The organism is Leisingera sp. F5, from assembly GCF_001593695.1.
The window spans coordinates 91900-107383 of sequence record NZ_LUKH01000005.1 but is presented as its reverse complement, the minus strand read 5'-3'; the positions used below and the strand labels follow the sequence as shown (position 1 = coordinate 107383).

The following is a 15484-nucleotide window of genomic DNA, read 5'->3' as shown; positions in this document are numbered from 1 at the left end:
AAACGCCGAGGGTGCACGCACAACCCCGTCGATTGTTGCCTTTACCGACAATGAGCGCCTGGTCGGCCAGCCGGCTAAACGCCAGGCCGTCACCAACCCCGACAACACCGTGTTTGGTGTCAAGCGCCTGATCGGCCGCCGGTTCGACGACGCCGCAGTCGCCAAAGACAAGAAAATGGTTCCGTTTTCCATCGTCAACGGCGGCAACGGCGACGCATGGGTCGAAGCCAAGGGTGAGAAATACTCCCCGTCGCAGATCTCTGCCTTCACCCTGGGTAAGATGAAAGAGACCGCCGAATCCTACCTGGGCGAGGAAGTCACCCAGGCTGTAATCACCGTGCCGGCCTATTTCAACGACGCCCAGCGCCAAGCCACCAAAGACGCCGGCAAGATCGCGGGCCTCGAAGTGCTGCGCATCATCAACGAGCCGACCGCGGCTGCGCTGGCCTATGGCCTCGACAAAGAAGAAACCCAAACCATCGCGGTTTATGACCTCGGCGGCGGCACCTTCGACGTCACCATCCTGGAAATCGACGACGGCCTGTTCGAAGTGAAGTCGACCAACGGCGACACCTTCCTGGGCGGCGAAGACTTTGACATGCGTATCGTCAACTACCTGGCGGACCAGTTCAAAAAGGAAAACGGCGTCGACCTGTCCAAGGACAAGATGGCCCTGCAGCGTCTGAAAGAAGCCGCTGAAAAAGCCAAGATCGAGCTGTCCTCCACATCGCAGACCGAGATCAACCAGCCGTTCATCTCGATGGACCCGTCTTCGGGTCAACCGCTGCACATGGTGATGAAACTGACCCGTGCCAAGCTGGAAAGCCTGGTCGGCGACCTGATCAAACGCTCGATGGATCCGTGCAAGGCCGCGCTGAAAGACGCAGGCCTGTCCGCAGGCGACATCGACGAGGTGGTTCTGGTCGGCGGTATGACCCGCATGCCGCGCGTCATTGAAGAAGTCACCAAATTCTTCGGCAAAGAGCCGCACAAGGGTGTGAACCCGGACGAAGTGGTTGCCATGGGCGCCGCCATCCAGGCCGGCGTTCTGCAGGGCGACGTCAAGGACGTGGTGCTGCTCGACGTGACCCCGCTGTCCCTGGGCATCGAAACCCTGGGCGGTGTCTTCACCCGGCTGATCGACCGTAACACCACTATCCCGACCAAGAAGTCCCAGGTGTTCTCGACCGCAGAAGACAACCAGAACGCCGTAACCATCCGCTGCTTCCAGGGTGAGCGTGAAATGGCTGCCGACAACAAGATGCTCGGCCAGTTCAACCTCGAGGAAATCCCGCCGGCGCCGCGCGGCCTGCCGCAGATCGAAGTGACCTTTGACATCGACGCCAACGGCATCGTGTCGGTCGGCGCCAAGGACAAGGCGACCGGCAAGGAACAGCAGATCACTATTCAGGCATCGGGTGGCCTCTCGGACGACGACATCGAAAAAATGGTCAAAGACGCCGAAGAGAACGCCGAAGCGGACAAGGAACGCCGCGAGTTGATCGAAGCCCGAAACCAAGCCGAAAGCCTGATCCACTCGACCGAAAAAGCTGTAGAAGAGCACACCGACAAGGTAGACCCGTCGACCGTCGAAGTGATCGAACTGGCCATTGCCGCGCTGAAGGACGACCTGGAGAACGAAAAGTCGACTGCCGAGAAGATCAAGGCAGGCATCCAGAACGTCACCGAATCCGCCATGAAGCTGGGTGAAGCGATCTACAAGGCGCAGGCCGAAGCAGACAGCGAGGAAGAACCTGCCGCCGCTGACGAAGCCGCAAGCCCGGCTGACGACGACATTGTTGACGCGGAATTCGAAGACCTGGACAACGACAAGCGCTAACGCCTGATACGCAGGCCATAGCGGGCCGGTCCGAACCCCGGACCGGCCCATTTTCGTTGAGGCAGATGGGGTTATCCGATGTCAAAACGCGACTATTACGACGTTCTGGGCGTGGCCAAGGGCGCCACCGCAGACGAAATCAAAAAGGGCTTTCGCAAGAAGGCCAAAGAACTGCACCCCGACCGGAATTCCGACAATCCGGACGCCGAATCGCAGTTCAAGGAAGCCAACGAGGCTTATGACGTCCTGAAGGACGCCGAGAAAAAGGCGGCCTATGACCGCTTTGGCCATGCCGCCTTTGAAAACGGCATGGGCGGCGGCCAGCGCGGCGGTCAGGGCCAAGGCTTTGGCGGCGGTGATTTCTCTTCCGCCTTTTCGGACGTGTTCGACGACCTCTTTGGCGACTTCATGGGCGGCCAGCGCGGCGGCGGCGGCGGACGGCAGCGGGCCTCCCGCGGTGCTGACCTGCGGTATAACCTGCGGGTCTCGTTGGAAGACGCTTTTGGCGGCTTGCATAAGACCATCAAGGTTCCGACCTCGGTCTCCTGTACCTCTTGCGAGGGCACCGGCGCCGAAGGCGGCGTGGAACCCACAACCTGCCCGACCTGCTCCGGTATGGGCAAGGTGCGCGCGCAACAGGGTTTCTTCACCGTTGAACGCACCTGCCCGACCTGTTCGGGCCTGGGTCAGATCATCAAAAACCCGTGCAAATCCTGCCACGGCCACGGCCGGGTCGAAAAGGACCGCTCACTGTCGGTGAACATTCCGGCAGGGGTGGAAACCGGCACCCGCATCCGCCTCGCCGGCGAAGGCGAAGCCGGCTTGCGCGGCGGCCCTCCGGGAGACCTCTACATCTTTGTCGAGGTGGCTCCGCACTCCCTATTCGAGCGCGACGGCAACAATCTTTACTGCCGGGTGCCGGTCAGCATGGCCAAGGCAGCCCTTGGCGGCTCCATCGAGGTGCCGACCATTGACGGCGGCCGCGGCCGGGTGCAGATCCCCGAAGGCAGTCAGTCCGGCCGTCAGATGCGTCTGCGCAGCAAGGGCATGCCAGCCCTGCGCGGCGGTGCCACCGGCGACATGTTCATCGAACTGGCGGTGGAAACCCCGGTCAATCTCACTTCGCGCCAGAAGGAGCTTCTGCGCGAGTTCGAGGAAATGTCCGAGGACAACACCAACCCCGAATCCCGCAGCTTCTTCTCTTCGGTGAAAAGCTTCTGGGATGGCATGAAGGGGTGAGACCCGTCCTGGAAACGCTCCGGGGGAGCGTTTCAGGGCCGAACGGGCGGAACCCCGGGTCCCGCCGTAATCATCTTAATAGAAAGCGCCCCTCTTCGGGGCGCTTTTCTTTTGCCTGCCTCTTCCCGCCCCATGCTGCGCTGCGGGGGTGCACAGGCGGTGCACGCAAGCCACCCTCCTTGCGCCGCTGCATTGAGGCCTGCGTTAACACTTCCTCAACCATGATGGCGGCACCATGGCACCATGGCACAGGACCCCTCATTCCAGGACGTCTCCCTGCCGCTGTTTCCTGGCAGCGACGAAGCCCCTGCGCTGCCTCTCGCCGCAGGCCGGCTGCCCTCCTACATCAAGGACCACCGCACTCGCCTGCGCGACCGGTTCATGGCTGGCGGTGCCGCCGCAATGCCGGATTACGAGTTGCTGGAACTGGTCCTGTTCCGCTCCATCCCGCGCCGCGACGTCAAACCCCTGGCCCGGCAACTTCTTGATAATTTTGGCGATTTCAACCGCGTTGTCACGGCCTCTCCGGAACGGCTGGCACAGGTCCGGGGTATCGGCGATGCGGTGATCACCGACCTCAAGGTGCTGGAGGCCGCAGCCCACCGCATGGCCCGTGCCCGGGTGATGCAGCGCCAGGTGATTTCCAGCTGGGACGCGCTTCTGGACTATTGCCACACCACCATGGCGCACCGCGAAACCGAACAATTCCGCATCCTGTTCCTGGATCGCAAGAACGTGCTGATTGCCGACGAGGAACAAGCCCGCGGCACCGTCGACCATGTCCCGGTTTACCCCCGAGAAGTCGCCAAACGGGCTCTTGAGATCAACGCTAGTGCTCTGATTTTGGTCCATAATCATCCGTCCGGCGACCCAACGCCGTCGGACAGTGACCTCAGTATGACAGATCAGATCCTGGCCGCCCTGACCGCCCTTGGCATCACCCTGCACGACCACCTGATTATCGGAAAATCCACCGAACTCAGCTTCCGCGCCCGCGGGCTTCTCTAGCGTTGCCGCAACGCGCGCCAGCGCGGTGCCCGGCCCAAGGGTTTGCAAGGCATCTCTGATGCCGTGTCAAACACGCGGGAGCAGGCCCGCTGCCCCGGCACTTAACGCACCCAGACCTCAACCCGGCGGTTGATCTGCCGCCCCCATTCGCTGTCGTCACAGGCCATCGGCAAGGCCTCGCCAAAGCCATGTGTGCTGATTTGCAGCCGTGCTGTATCTGCCGTCTCTGCTGCTTTGATCACAGCATCCCGAACTGCACCGGCCCGCTTCAAAGCAATCCGCCGATTGCCTTCAGGTGGCCCGACACCATCGGAAAACCCAGCAAAAACAACTTCTTTTCCGTCGAACTCTCCTGCCTCCAGGGCGCGGGCCAGCTGCTCGACGTTGCTGCGGGATTGCGCATCAGGGCGCGCCGATCCAGGTTCGAACCGGAACGAGATGGTCAACCGCCGCATGCCGCCCAGAAGGCCCACCATCCGCTGAAGTTCCTCCAGATCGGATTTTTCCTCCGCAGCTAGAATCGCATTTGCCAGACGGCGGCCTTGGCGGCTGACCGGGATCCGTTCTGGCGCCTGATCGACAAAACCCGCCCGGCGGATAACTGCTTGCGCCGCAGGTCCCCGCACATAAGCCAGGAAGTCCCGCGCAACTTTGGGCAGGCGCCGGACCGGCAAGTAAAGGAACATGGGAACAGTCAGCGGATAGTCTTCAGTCTTTACCGCCCGGCGGCTGGCCTGCAGAGAGAACCCGCAAGGGCCCGTTAACGTCAGCATCCGCGCTGCGCCTTTTTCGGCAAAGCTGGCGATACCAATTGCAAAGGGATCGACGAGAACCCGGCGGGCAAGTGTACTGCTGCGGTCATGGCGGCGGATTCGTGTTGTGAACCCAGCTCCGAAAGGCGACATCAGCCTATCCTCCACCGCCTGGGCGAGGCCTGAGCCCGAAACCGGCATATGCAGTGAAATCGCCGCATCAGGACCGCCAATCGTTTGCCAGTTAGTGATTTGACCGGAGAATATCCCAGCCAGTTGCGGCAGAGAAATCTCGCGCACCGGATTGCTGGGCGCCACCACCGGCACAAAGGCGTCCAGCGCCAGAACCCGGCTGCGGCCCGGACCGGTCAGATCACCCAATCCTGCGGCCCGGGCGGCTTTTTGTTCCAGCGGTCGGATTTCCCGCAGTGCCATCGTCACATCCGCCTCATCCGCGATAAGAGCCGCAAACCCGCCATCGGTATTGCTGGCCAGGAACGTGAAGCGTGCGGCCGGCTTTTGCCCGCGCAGAAGGACATGGCTGAAATTCCCGTCCGGCAATGCCTCCAAGTGAGTCTGATAGCCATTCCGAAGGGCGAAGCCTTCAATCAGCGCAGGCATCAGAACTTCAGACATGGCTGAAGAACCAGCCAAAGTGATTTCCGAAACAAATCCGGACAGGCTGGGGCAGCCTGGCCCATCGCACGCTACGCCTGAACCATCGACGGTGAGTTCACCAAACTGGGTCTGTACCCGATAAAACTCGCCGTCGAATCCCAGCAACGTGCCAGTGATTTCTACTGCGCCATCCGGGGAAGACAGGGTGACGTCCTGAGCAGCAAGACCGCGCGCAAAGACTGCCAGAAAAAGTGCGGCGCAAATGGCCGCACGAAAGAAGGTCATATGGATACCTGAAGTTGCCGCAAATCAGTTGGATGCGATTTTCAAGTCTTCTACCAGATTATTCAACACCAGAAAGCTGCCTGTTGCATCGCAATCCGGCATTGCCATCACCAAATCCCGGCTTGTGAGCTGTCCACCGCGCAATTGCAGTGCCTGAGCAGAAACATCCCTGCCGCAATTGACCGCCGTAACTTCGGCCTCAGCAGTCAAGGACACAGTGCCAGACCCGCTTGTGTCATTTGGCAGGCTGTAAACCTCGGCAATACGCGGTGCCAGTTGGCTGTCGTCACCCAAGCGGACGACCTGCCCAGCCCCGGCACCGGCCGTGCCGTGCCAAACATGGCCAGTGCTGCCATAAGCGGCACCGAACTCGCGGGCGTGGATTTCGAAACCGCTGCTGCCGGTCCACTGCAGAACAATACGCTCAATGGTTTCCAGGCCATCAACCTTTGCAACGGCAACTGCGCCGCCCCCATTTGCGGTCTCTGCGATGAAGACAGCCGTCTGGGTCAAAGCCGGCACCAGCGCGCTGAACCGGCCCGACTGGTCCAGCGCAGCAGTAAAGGTCATGCCGCTGTGATGCACGGTCAGCCGCTCATTTGCCCGGCAAGGCGCCTCAACAGATAGTCTGGCCATCGCCATCGGCGCTGCTTCGGCTGCGGCGGTCATCTGGCAGGACACTGCGTGCTCCGGTTCTGCAGGCTGGCTGCCCGCTTTGAACTTACTGGCTGCAGAAGGCGCCGAGGTCAGGGTGATCTTTTCGATCTGCAGTTGAGAAGCTTCGGGTTCCCCTGGCAATTCGGGATCAGCAGCGGCGGTACGCCCGACCACGTTGACCACCAAGCCCGGGACTGAGGTTTGCATGTAGAATCCGATGCCCAAGGCGCAAGCCAGCGTCATCGCGCTCGTCAGCATCACTTGTTTGCTCAACATTAGATCCTCCTGAACCTGTTCGGTTAAGGAAGCTTGTCTGGAAATGCCGGCCAGTTTGTGGCCGCCAGCAGGAGAGATTCCGGCAAATACGGCAATCACGCCATCTTTGTTGCGCATCGGGCAACAAATGTGCTCCCCGTGCCCTGGCTGCGTCAGAGGCTCTGTGGCGACCTCGCGCGCTGTCCCTTGCGCAGCGCCATGCCCAACAGGAGCGGCCTTTGCCAAATGTCCGGCGACGGGCGGGAGATCACCCGCCCGTCGCCGGACGCCGGTTCAAAATGGAACCTACATGTCTTCTTCAGGTTTCAGGTCAGGCTGCCGTGGCAGTGCTTGAACTTCTTACCCGACCCGCAAGGGCATTTGTCATTGCGTGAGGGGTTGCCCCAGGTCGCCGGATCATCCTCAACGAAACCCGGTGCCGGGTCTTCTGCCGGAGCTTCGGCAGCGGTTGGCTGCGGGACTGCCATTTGCTGCATCGCGGCCTGGCGGGCAGCCATTTCCTTCAGCATCTGCTGCTGCTCGTCCTCAGTCATCGGACGCACGCGGCCAAGCTGCTGGGACACTTCTTCACGCAAGGAATCGAGCATGCTTTCAAAAAGCTGAAAGCTTTCGTTCTTGTATTCATTGAGCGGATCACGCTGCGCATAACCGCGGAATCCCACCACCGAGCGCAAATGCTCCAGCGTCAGCAGATGCTCACGCCAGTTCTTGTCTATGGTCTGCAGCAGAACCTGCTTTTCAATATTGCGCATGTTTTCCGGGCCAAAGGCCGCGGCTTTTTCTGCCATCATCTTGTCAGACGCCTCAACCAGACGCTCGCGGATCTGCTCGTCATCGACGCCTTCTTCGGCGGCCCACTCCGCCACCGGCGCGTCAATGCTCAGCATTTCGCGGACCTGCTCCTGCAGGCCTGCCGTGTCCCACTGATCGGCATAGGTCTTTGCCGGCATGTGGGTGTCGAGCAGATCGTCGATCACTTCGTGACGCATGTCAGCGACAATCTCGGACAAATCTTCGGCGGCCATAATTTCGCGGCGCTGATTGAAGATCACCTTGCGTTGATCGTTCATCACATCGTCGAACTTCAGCACGTTCTTCCGCATGTCAAAGTTACGGCCTTCAACCTTGGCCTGGGCGCGTTCCAGAGATTTGTTCACCCAGGGATGAATAATCGCCTCGCCTTCCTTCATGCCAAGCGATGACAGCAGTTTGTCCAGCCGTTCCGACCCGAAGATGCGCATCAGGTCGTCTTCAAGGCTGAGATAGAACCGGGTACGGCCCGGGTCGCCCTGACGGCCGGAACGGCCGCGCAGCTGATTGTCGATGCGGCGGCTTTCGTGGCGCTCGGAAGCCATCACAAACAACCCGCCTGCGTCCAGCACCTTCTGCTTTTCCTCGGCGTGCTTGGCTTCCTCGGCGGCACGCAGTTCTGCGGGATCAGCCGCGGGGTTTTGCTCCAGCACTTCCAGCACCTTCATCTCGACGTTGCCGCCGAGCTGAATATCGGTGCCGCGGCCGGCCATATTGGTGGCAATGGTCACCGCACCATAGCGGCCGGCATCAGCAACGATCTGCGCTTCCTGTTCGTGGTGGCGGGCGTTCAAAACATTGTGCGGGATGCCGTCCTGCTGCAGCATCTGGCTCAGCAGTTCGGATTTCTCGATCGAGGTCGTGCCCAGCAGAACCGGCTGACCCTTTGCATGTGCTACCTTGGCTTCCTTGATCATCGCCTCGTATTTCTCACGGGCGGTGCGGTAGACCTGATCATCCTCATCCACCCGCGCAATCGGGCGGTTGGTCGGCACTTCGACCACACCGAGGCTGTAAATCTCGGCGAATTCTTCCGCCTCGGTCATCGCGGTGCCGGTCATGCCCGAAAGCTTGTCATAAAGGCGGAAGTAATTTTGGAAGGTGACCGAGGCCAGGGTGGTATTCTCCGGCTCGATATTGACCTCTTCCTTGGCCTCAATGGCCTGGTGCAATCCTTCGGACAGGCGGCGGCCCGGCATCATGCGGCCAGTGAATTCATCAATCAGAACAACTTCGCCGTTGCGAACGATATAATCCTTGTCCCGCTGGAACAGCTTGTGCGCTCGCAAGGCTTGGTTCACATGGTGGACAACGGTGGTGCTTTCCGGATCGTAGAGAGAGGCATCCTGTTCCAGAAGCCCGTGCTCGCGCAGCGTCTGCTCCAGGTATTCATTGCCGTCCTCGGTGAAGGTCACACCGCGGGTCTTCTCGTCGATCTCATAGTGTTCTTCCGACAGAAGCGGGATCACTTTGTCGATGGTTGAATAAAGTTCGGATCGGTCTTCAGCCGGGCCGGAAATAATCAGCGGGGTGCGGGCCTCGTCGATCAGGATCGAGTCGACCTCATCAACAATGGCAAAATTGTGCTGCTTCTGGAACACTTGGTCCAGCGACGGTTTCATGTTGTCGCGCAGGTAGTCGAAGCCTAGCTCGTTGTTGGTGGTATAGGTGACGTCGCTGCCATAGGCGGCCATCTTCTCGGCGTCGGCCTGGCCGGACCAGATCACACCGGTGGTCATGCCCAGCTGCGCAAACACCTTGCCCATCCATTCGCTGTCGCGGGTGGCCAGGTATTCGTTCACTGTCACCACATGTACGCCCTTGCCGGTCAGCGCATTCAGATAGGCCGGGAAGGTCGCCACGAGGGTCTTGCCCTCGCCGGTCTTCATCTCGGAAATGTTACCCTGATGCAGGAAGATCCCGCCCATCAGCTGGGTATCAAAAGCCCGCAGACCCAGCGCCCGCTTTGCCGCTTCACGCACGTTGGCAAAGGCTTCGGGCAGCAGCGCGTCCAGGCTTTCACCGCCCAATGCGCGCTTGCGCAGCTCTTCGGTCTTGTCCTTCAGCCCGTCATCGCTGAGCTTCGCGAACGTATCCTCCAGCCCATTGATTTGTGCAATCAGCGGCCGTGTCGCCTTAACTTTACGGTCATTCGGTGTGCCGAAAACCTTTTTGGCGAGTGTTCCGAAACCCAGCATGTTTTCTCCAGCGATCCTATGTCCGGCCTTTGCATCGGGCAGGCTTGCCCGCCGTGTCCGCAACCCATAAACAATGGTGGAAAGACGGTCCTGCCAATGGCCTCAAGGCGATGTAAGCGGCAGGGTATTGAGTGTCAACGGCAGGCCCCTATGCGGCCTATGAATAGGAAGGTTTCAATGCGTAAAGGTCTCACTTTTCTGCGTGGCGTGGCGGTGGTTGCCTGTACTGCGCTGCCGCTGGCCGCAGCTGCTGCGCCTCATGCCAACACGGTTGTTGCCTCGGTCAATGGCGAGGAAATTACCATCGGTCATATGGTCATGGCTCGCGAAAACCTGCCCGCACAGTACAAACAGCTGCCTGATGACGTGCTCTACAATGCCATCCTGGATCAGCTCGTTCAGCAAACCGCGCTGAAACAGCAACTGCATGGCGAAGTGCCTCGCTACGTGCAATTGTCCGTCGAAAACGAAGAGCGCGCAATGCTTGCCGCCAACGTGATCGATATGATCATGGAAAAGGCCAGCGGCGAGGATGCGCTGCGTGCCGCCTATGACGGAAAATACTCTACCGGAGACGGCGGTGACGAGTTTCATGCCGCCCATATCCTAGTCGAGAGTGAAGAGGACGCAGAAGACGTAAAGAAGGAACTGGACGCCGGCGCCGATTTTGCCACGCTTGCCAAGGAAAAGTCCACTGGCCCCTCCGGCCCCAGCGGCGGCGATCTGGGCTGGTTCACCACAGGCCGTATGGTGCCAGAGTTCGAAGATGCTGTTTTGAAGCTTCATTCCGGTGAAATTTCAGGGCCCGTGAAAACCCAGTTCGGCTGGCATGTGATCCTGCTGCATGAGCGCCGCAAGACCGAAGCCCCCGAGTTTGAAGAAGTGCGGGCACAGCTGGCCGAGGAATTGCGCCAAAAGGCAGTGGAAGAACGCGTGAATGAACTGACCGCCTCCGCAGAAATCGAACGGTCCGAGATCGAGGACCTGGATCCAGCAATTCTCAAAGACCTTAGCCTGGTTAGGAACTGATCATGGCCGCACCCATGCCCGTCTCGCCGCTGGCACCTTCCAGCTTCCCCGATCTTCCGGTGATCAAGGGCGTGCGTTTCGCATCTGCCGCGGCCGGGGTCAAATATCAAGGCAGAACCGACGTAATGCTGGCGGTCATGGACCCGGGCACTGCGGTTGCCGGGGTTTTCACCCGCTCCAAGACCCGTTCTGCTCCGGTTCTGGACTGCCAAGCCAAACTGGGCAGCAGTGCTGACGCCGGTGCGGCAATCCTGGTGAACTCCGGCAACTCCAACGCCTTCACAGGTCATTTCGGGCAAAGCTCGGTGGCTCAGATCACGACTGCCGTTGCGGATGCAACCTGCCTGCCCGCCGAGCGTGTTTTTACGGCCTCCACAGGTGTCATAGGCGAACCTCTGCCGCACGACCGCATTGTGGCAAAGATTGGCGAGCTGCACGGCAGTTTGAACGAAGGCGCGCTAGAAGGTGCCGCCAAGGCGATTATGACAACCGACACCTTTGCCAAAGGTGCAAGCGCCACGGTTGGGATTGGCGGCCAGACGGTCAAGATCGCCGGCATCGCCAAGGGTTCAGGCATGATTGCGCCGGATATGGCAACGATGCTGGTCTACATATTCACCGATGCGAAGGTCGGGCAAGCTGACCTGCAGGAACAGCTCGCCGAGATCTGCGACCGGACTTTCAACTGCATCACCGTGGACAGTGATACCTCGACGTCCGACAGCCTGATGCTGTGCGCCACCGGCGCTTCGGGCGTCGACGCGACTGGAAACGCAGAGTTTGCGGCAGGCCTGGAGCGGGTCATGCTGAACCTGTCGCACCAAGTGGTGCGCGATGGCGAAGGCGCGACCAAATTCGTGGAAATCCAGATCACCGGAGCGGCCTCTGACGCAGAGGCCAAGGTACATGGGCTTGCGATCGCCAATTCACCGCTGGTGAAAACCGCCATTGCCGGCGAAGACCCGAATTGGGGCCGCGTGGTGATGGCGATCGGCAAGTCCGGGGCTGCAGCGGACCGGGATCTCTTGTCGATTTCCTTTGGCGATGTGCTGGTGGCGGAAAAAGGCTGGGTTTCGCCGGACTACAAGGAAGAGTTGGGTGCCGCCGAGATGAAGAAGCAGGAGATTACCCTCAAGGTGGACCTGGGCCTGGGTGATGGCAGGTCCACCGTCTGGACTTGCGATCTGACGCACCAGTATATCTCCATCAACGCGGACTACCGGTCATGAAGGTTGTTTTGGTCTCAGCGGTTGCGCTCATCGATGCGGATGGGCGGGTGCTGCTGGCGCAGCGCCCTGAAGGCAAATCCATGGCCGGCCTGTGGGAGTTTCCGGGCGGCAAGATCGAAGCCGGTGAGACACCGGAGGCTGCGCTGGTCCGTGAGTTGCAGGAGGAACTGGGCATTGACACCTGGGCGTCTTGCTTGGCGCCGCTGACCTTCGCCAGCCACTCCTACGAAGATTTCCACCTGCTAATGCCGCTTTTTGCGTGTCGCAAGTGGGATGGCATTCCGCAAGCCAATGAAGGCCAAACCCTGAAATGGGTGCGGCCGCAGGATTTTCGTGACTATCCAATGCCGCCGGCCGATATCCCGCTGATCCCAATCCTGCGCGATTGGCTGTAGGGTCCAAAAGGCTGCGACGCCGAGTTTCTTCCATGATGGATTTGGCCGCTTTTCCAAGGCTTTTATTTCCCAACCGGAGCATATGAACCCTTTATTAATCACTTTGTCCAAGCATCAGGGTACGGGTCATGTTGACTACCCGAAGTTGCAATTGGGCAGGAGAAGACCATGCTAAGGACAATCGCAGTTGGCAGCTTTTCGCTGGTTCAGGGCATTTTCATACGGGCACTCCCTGACGGGAAAATCGCGGTGCGGGTTGGCAACAGAACATATGAAGGCCGTCCGGTATCACCTGCCGGCTGAGATGCAGGTCGGGCAAAAGAGGGCTGCAGACGATGCTGCCCTTATTCGGCACCACCTTCGCGATTTGGTTTTCAGTTTACGCAACCTTTCGGATTTTAGTCTGCTACTGCGTTCACGGGCACTGCTTGATTACGATTCGGCCTTTCACCCGTAGCGCTGGCACGCCCTTATAAAACGGCGGAAAATCTCCGCAGACTTACCAGCAGACAAAGGTCAAAAGCGGCGCCCTGTTCTTTGCAAACGTCCGAAAGCTGCAGCGCGCCTTTGAGAACGGTCAGACAAACCCCAGCGGAAAAAAACAAGCCCCGGCAATTCTGCCGGGGCTTGTTTTCTATTTCAGCTTCCGTAGCGATCAATCGAGGGTACGGATGACTTCTTCGCGTTCGAAGATCTCAATCACGTCGTTCGGGCGGACATCATCATAGTTTTCAAACGCCATACCGCATTCCTGGCCGGACTGAACCTCGGACACTTCGTCTTTGAAACGCTTCAGCGTCTTCAGCGTGCCTTCGTGGATTACTACGTTGTCGCGCAGCAGACGCACACCTGCCGAACGGCGGGCAATGCCTTCGGTAACCAGACAGCCGGCAACCTTGCCAACACCTGTAACCTTGAAGACTTCCTTGATCTGCGCATAACCGATGAAGTTCTCGCGGATCTCGGCAGACAGCAGGCCAGAGGCCGCCGCTTTCACATCATCCACTAGGTCGTAGATCACCGAATAGTACCGGATCTCGACGCTCTTCTGGTTGGCGGTGTTGCGGGCCGAAGCATTGGCACGGACGTTGAAGCCCATGATCGGCGCACCGGAGGCTTCGGCGAGGCCGACATCGGTTTCGGTGATCGCACCGACGCCCGAGTGCAGCACGCGCACGCGCACTTCGTCGTTGCCGATCTTTTCCATCGCCTGAACGATGGCTTCGGCGGAGCCTTGCACGTCGGCTTTGACCAGGATCGGCAGCTCGGAGACATTTTCGTCATCCTTGGCCTTCTGCATCAGCTGTTCCAGCGTGGTCGCAGCACCAGCTGCAGCGCGCTTATCCTTGGCGGCCTGCTCACGGTATTCTGCGATCTCGCGCGCCTGTGCTTCGGTGTCAGTCACGTTCAGCACGTCGCCTGCTTCCGGAGTGCCGTTGAGGCCAAGAACCTCAACAGGAACCGACGGGCCGGCTTCCTGAACGCGTTCGCCCTTGTCGTTGATCAGCGCACGGACCTTGCCGTACTGTTCACCCACAACAAAGATGTCGCCTTGGCGCAAGGTCCCGGTCTGAACCAGAACAGTTGCTACGGGGCCTCGGCCCACATCCAGCTGCGCCTCGATCACGGCACCTTGGGCGGCCCGGTCGGGGTTGGCTTTCAGTTCCAGGATTTCCGATTGCAGTGCAATGGCTTCCAGCAACTCGTCCAGACCCTGGCCAGTCACCGCGGAGACTTCCACATCCTGCACGTCGCCGGACATGGCTTCCACGACCACTTCATGCTGCAACAGATCGGTGCGGACCTTTGTCGGGTCAGCCGCCGGTTTGTCGATCTTGTTGATCGCCACGATCATCGGAACCTGCGCCGCCTTGGCGTGGTTGATGGCCTCGATGGTCTGCGGCATCACCGCGTCATCCGCGGCAACAACCAAAACCACGATATCCGTCACCTGAGCACCGCGCGAGCGCATCGAGGTAAAGGCCGCATGGCCGGGCGTATCCAGGAAGCTCAGCACGGTGCCGCTTTCAGTTTTCACCTGATAAGCGCCGATGTGCTGGGTAATGCCGCCTGCTTCACCAGCCACAACACGTGCATCCCGGATCGCATCCAGCAGCGAGGTCTTGCCGTGGTCAACGTGGCCCATGATTGTGATGACAGGCGGACGCGGTCTCAGATCGTCGTCCTTGTCCACGACCTCTTTGATCACGTCTTCGACGTCAGAGGCGGACACCCGGACCACCTTATGGCCGAATTCTTCGATGATCAGTTCGGCGGTATCGGCATCGATGGTCTGGTTCTGCGTAACCATCATGCCCATGTTCATCAGCGATTTGACAACTTCGCCAACGCGCTCCGCCATCCGGTTGGCCAGTTCCGAAACCACAATCGCTTCGGGCAACTGAACGTCGCGGATGACCTTTTCGCGCTCGACCTGACCGCCCATGGCCTTTTGCCGGGCACGCTCTTGTTTGCGCTTCATCGACGCCATCGAACGGTGGCGGTTGCCGCCGCCACCAGTCGCCTGGCCCAGCGTCAGTTTACCCGAGCGGCGGCCATCGTCCTGACCTTTGCCGCGGTTCTGACGCTGCTCGCGTTCGCGGTCCGCTTTACGCGGCGCAGCAGCCGGAGCAGGCTTGTTCGGCGCCGGACGGGCTGTCCTGGGCGTATCCGCAGCGGGCGCAGGAGCAGCGGCTGCAGCAGCTGCACGTTCTTTTGCCACTTCAGCTTCACGCTTCTTGCGCTCTTCTTCTTCCTGCTTGGCCTTGGCGCGTTCTTCGGCTTCCCGCTGCTCGCGTTCCTTGGCTTCCGCTTCGGCGCGACGCCGGTTGCGGTCTTCTTCGCGCGCTTTTTCTTCCGCGGCCCGTGCGGCCGCTTCTTCGACCTCACGCGCTTTGGCAGCCTGCAGCGCCTTCAGGCGGCGCTCCATCTCAGCGTCACTGATGCCGGCAGGTCGGCGCGATCCGGATGTGGAAGGCGCAGCGCCGCCGCCGCCCTTGGCCGCACCCGGCTTGGGAACCACAACGCGCTTGCGTTTGGTTTCCACTACGACATTCTTGGTCCGTCCATGGCTGAAACTCTGTTTCACGTTCCCCGGACGGGAACCCCCACGCAGACCCAGTGTCTTTTTGCCGTCACTATCGCTCAT

10 protein-coding genes are annotated in these 15484 nt (G+C 60.1%); 6 read left to right on the top strand and 4 right to left on the bottom strand.

Annotated elements, in window-relative coordinates; genetic code table 11:
- The 3 genes from dnaK to radC all read left to right on the top strand — a co-directional run.
- The coding region (gene dnaK / locus A2I95_RS04840; RefSeq protein ID WP_291728402.1) for a molecular chaperone DnaK at positions 1-1840 on the top strand (1840 nt) is incomplete at its 5' end.
- A gap of 78 nt (positions 1841-1918) precedes the next feature.
- Positions 1919-3079 carry a molecular chaperone DnaJ gene (gene dnaJ, locus A2I95_RS04835; RefSeq protein WP_291728400.1) on the top strand — a complete coding sequence of 387 codons (1161 nt, stop codon included), beginning with the start codon at positions 1919-1921 and terminating at the stop codon, positions 3077-3079.
- Positions 3080-3322: 243 nt separating this feature from the next.
- Positions 3323-4087 carry a DNA repair protein RadC gene (radC, locus tag A2I95_RS04830; RefSeq protein WP_291728398.1) on the top strand — a complete coding sequence of 255 codons (765 nt, stop codon included), beginning with the start codon at positions 3323-3325 and terminating at the stop codon, positions 4085-4087.
- Positions 4088-4188: 101 nt separating this feature from the next.
- Here radC and A2I95_RS04825 read toward each other — a convergent pair whose 3' ends face one another.
- The 3 genes from A2I95_RS04825 to secA form a co-directional block, all read right to left on the bottom strand.
- Positions 4189-5742 (bottom strand): phosphate ABC transporter substrate-binding/OmpA family protein, encoded by a 1554-nt coding sequence (locus tag A2I95_RS04825; RefSeq protein ID WP_291728396.1) that lies wholly within the window; start codon positions 5740-5742, stop codon positions 4189-4191.
- Between the two features lie 24 nt (positions 5743-5766).
- Entirely contained in the window at positions 5767-6675 is a 909-nt protein-coding gene (locus A2I95_RS04820; protein ID WP_291728394.1) for a hypothetical protein, read from the bottom strand.
- 305 nt (positions 6676-6980) lie between these two features.
- Positions 6981-9683 carry a preprotein translocase subunit SecA gene (gene secA, locus A2I95_RS04815; protein ID WP_291728392.1) on the bottom strand — a complete coding sequence of 901 codons (2703 nt, stop codon included), beginning with the start codon at positions 9681-9683 and terminating at the stop codon, positions 6981-6983.
- A 177-nt stretch (positions 9684-9860) separates the two neighbouring features.
- Between secA and A2I95_RS04810 the strand changes: the two genes are divergently transcribed.
- The 3 genes from A2I95_RS04810 to mutT are packed head-to-tail and all read left to right on the top strand — an operon-like array spanning position 9861 to position 12336.
- The gene (locus tag A2I95_RS04810) at positions 9861-10712 is read left to right on the top strand and encodes a peptidylprolyl isomerase (RefSeq protein ID WP_291728390.1); all 852 of its coding nucleotides are present in this window, start codon (positions 9861-9863) and stop codon (positions 10710-10712) included.
- Positions 10713-10714: 2 nt separating this feature from the next.
- Positions 10715-11941 carry a bifunctional glutamate N-acetyltransferase/amino-acid acetyltransferase ArgJ gene (argJ, locus tag A2I95_RS04805; protein WP_291728388.1) on the top strand — a complete coding sequence of 409 codons (1227 nt, stop codon included), beginning with the start codon at positions 10715-10717 and terminating at the stop codon, positions 11939-11941.
- Positions 11938-12336: an 8-oxo-dGTP diphosphatase MutT gene (gene mutT, locus A2I95_RS04800; protein ID WP_291728386.1), complete on the top strand. Its 399-nt coding sequence runs from the start codon at positions 11938-11940 to the stop codon at positions 12334-12336. The genes argJ and mutT overlap by 4 nt, the downstream gene beginning before the upstream one ends.
- 655 nt (positions 12337-12991) lie before the next feature.
- Here mutT and infB read toward each other — a convergent pair.
- Positions 12992-15484, bottom strand: coding sequence for a translation initiation factor IF-2 (infB, locus tag A2I95_RS04795; RefSeq protein ID WP_291728384.1), 2493 nt, complete (start codon positions 15482-15484; stop codon positions 12992-12994).

Bases quoted from the DNA above. Each gene is read 5' to 3' on its own strand.
- infB (WP_291728384.1), bottom strand. From the start codon at position 15,484: ATGAGCGATAGTGACGGCAAAAAGACACTGGGTCTGCGTGGGGGTTCC.
- mutT (WP_291728386.1), top strand. From the start codon at position 11,938: ATGAAGGTTGTTTTGGTCTCAGCGGTTGCGCTCATCGATGCGGATGGG.
- A2I95_RS04825 (WP_291728396.1), bottom strand. From the start codon at position 5,742: ATGACCTTCTTTCGTGCGGCCATTTGCGCCGCACTTTTTCTGGCAGTC.
- A2I95_RS04820 (WP_291728394.1), bottom strand. From the start codon at position 6,675: ATGTTGAGCAAACAAGTGATGCTGACGAGCGCGATGACGCTGGCTTGC.
- A2I95_RS04810 (WP_291728390.1), top strand. From the start codon at position 9,861: ATGCGTAAAGGTCTCACTTTTCTGCGTGGCGTGGCGGTGGTTGCCTGT.
- radC (WP_291728398.1), top strand. From the start codon at position 3,323: ATGGCACAGGACCCCTCATTCCAGGACGTCTCCCTGCCGCTGTTTCCT.
- argJ (WP_291728388.1), top strand. From the start codon at position 10,715: ATGGCCGCACCCATGCCCGTCTCGCCGCTGGCACCTTCCAGCTTCCCC.
- secA (WP_291728392.1), bottom strand. From the start codon at position 9,683: ATGCTGGGTTTCGGAACACTCGCCAAAAAGGTTTTCGGCACACCGAAT.
- dnaJ (WP_291728400.1), top strand. From the start codon at position 1,919: ATGTCAAAACGCGACTATTACGACGTTCTGGGCGTGGCCAAGGGCGCC.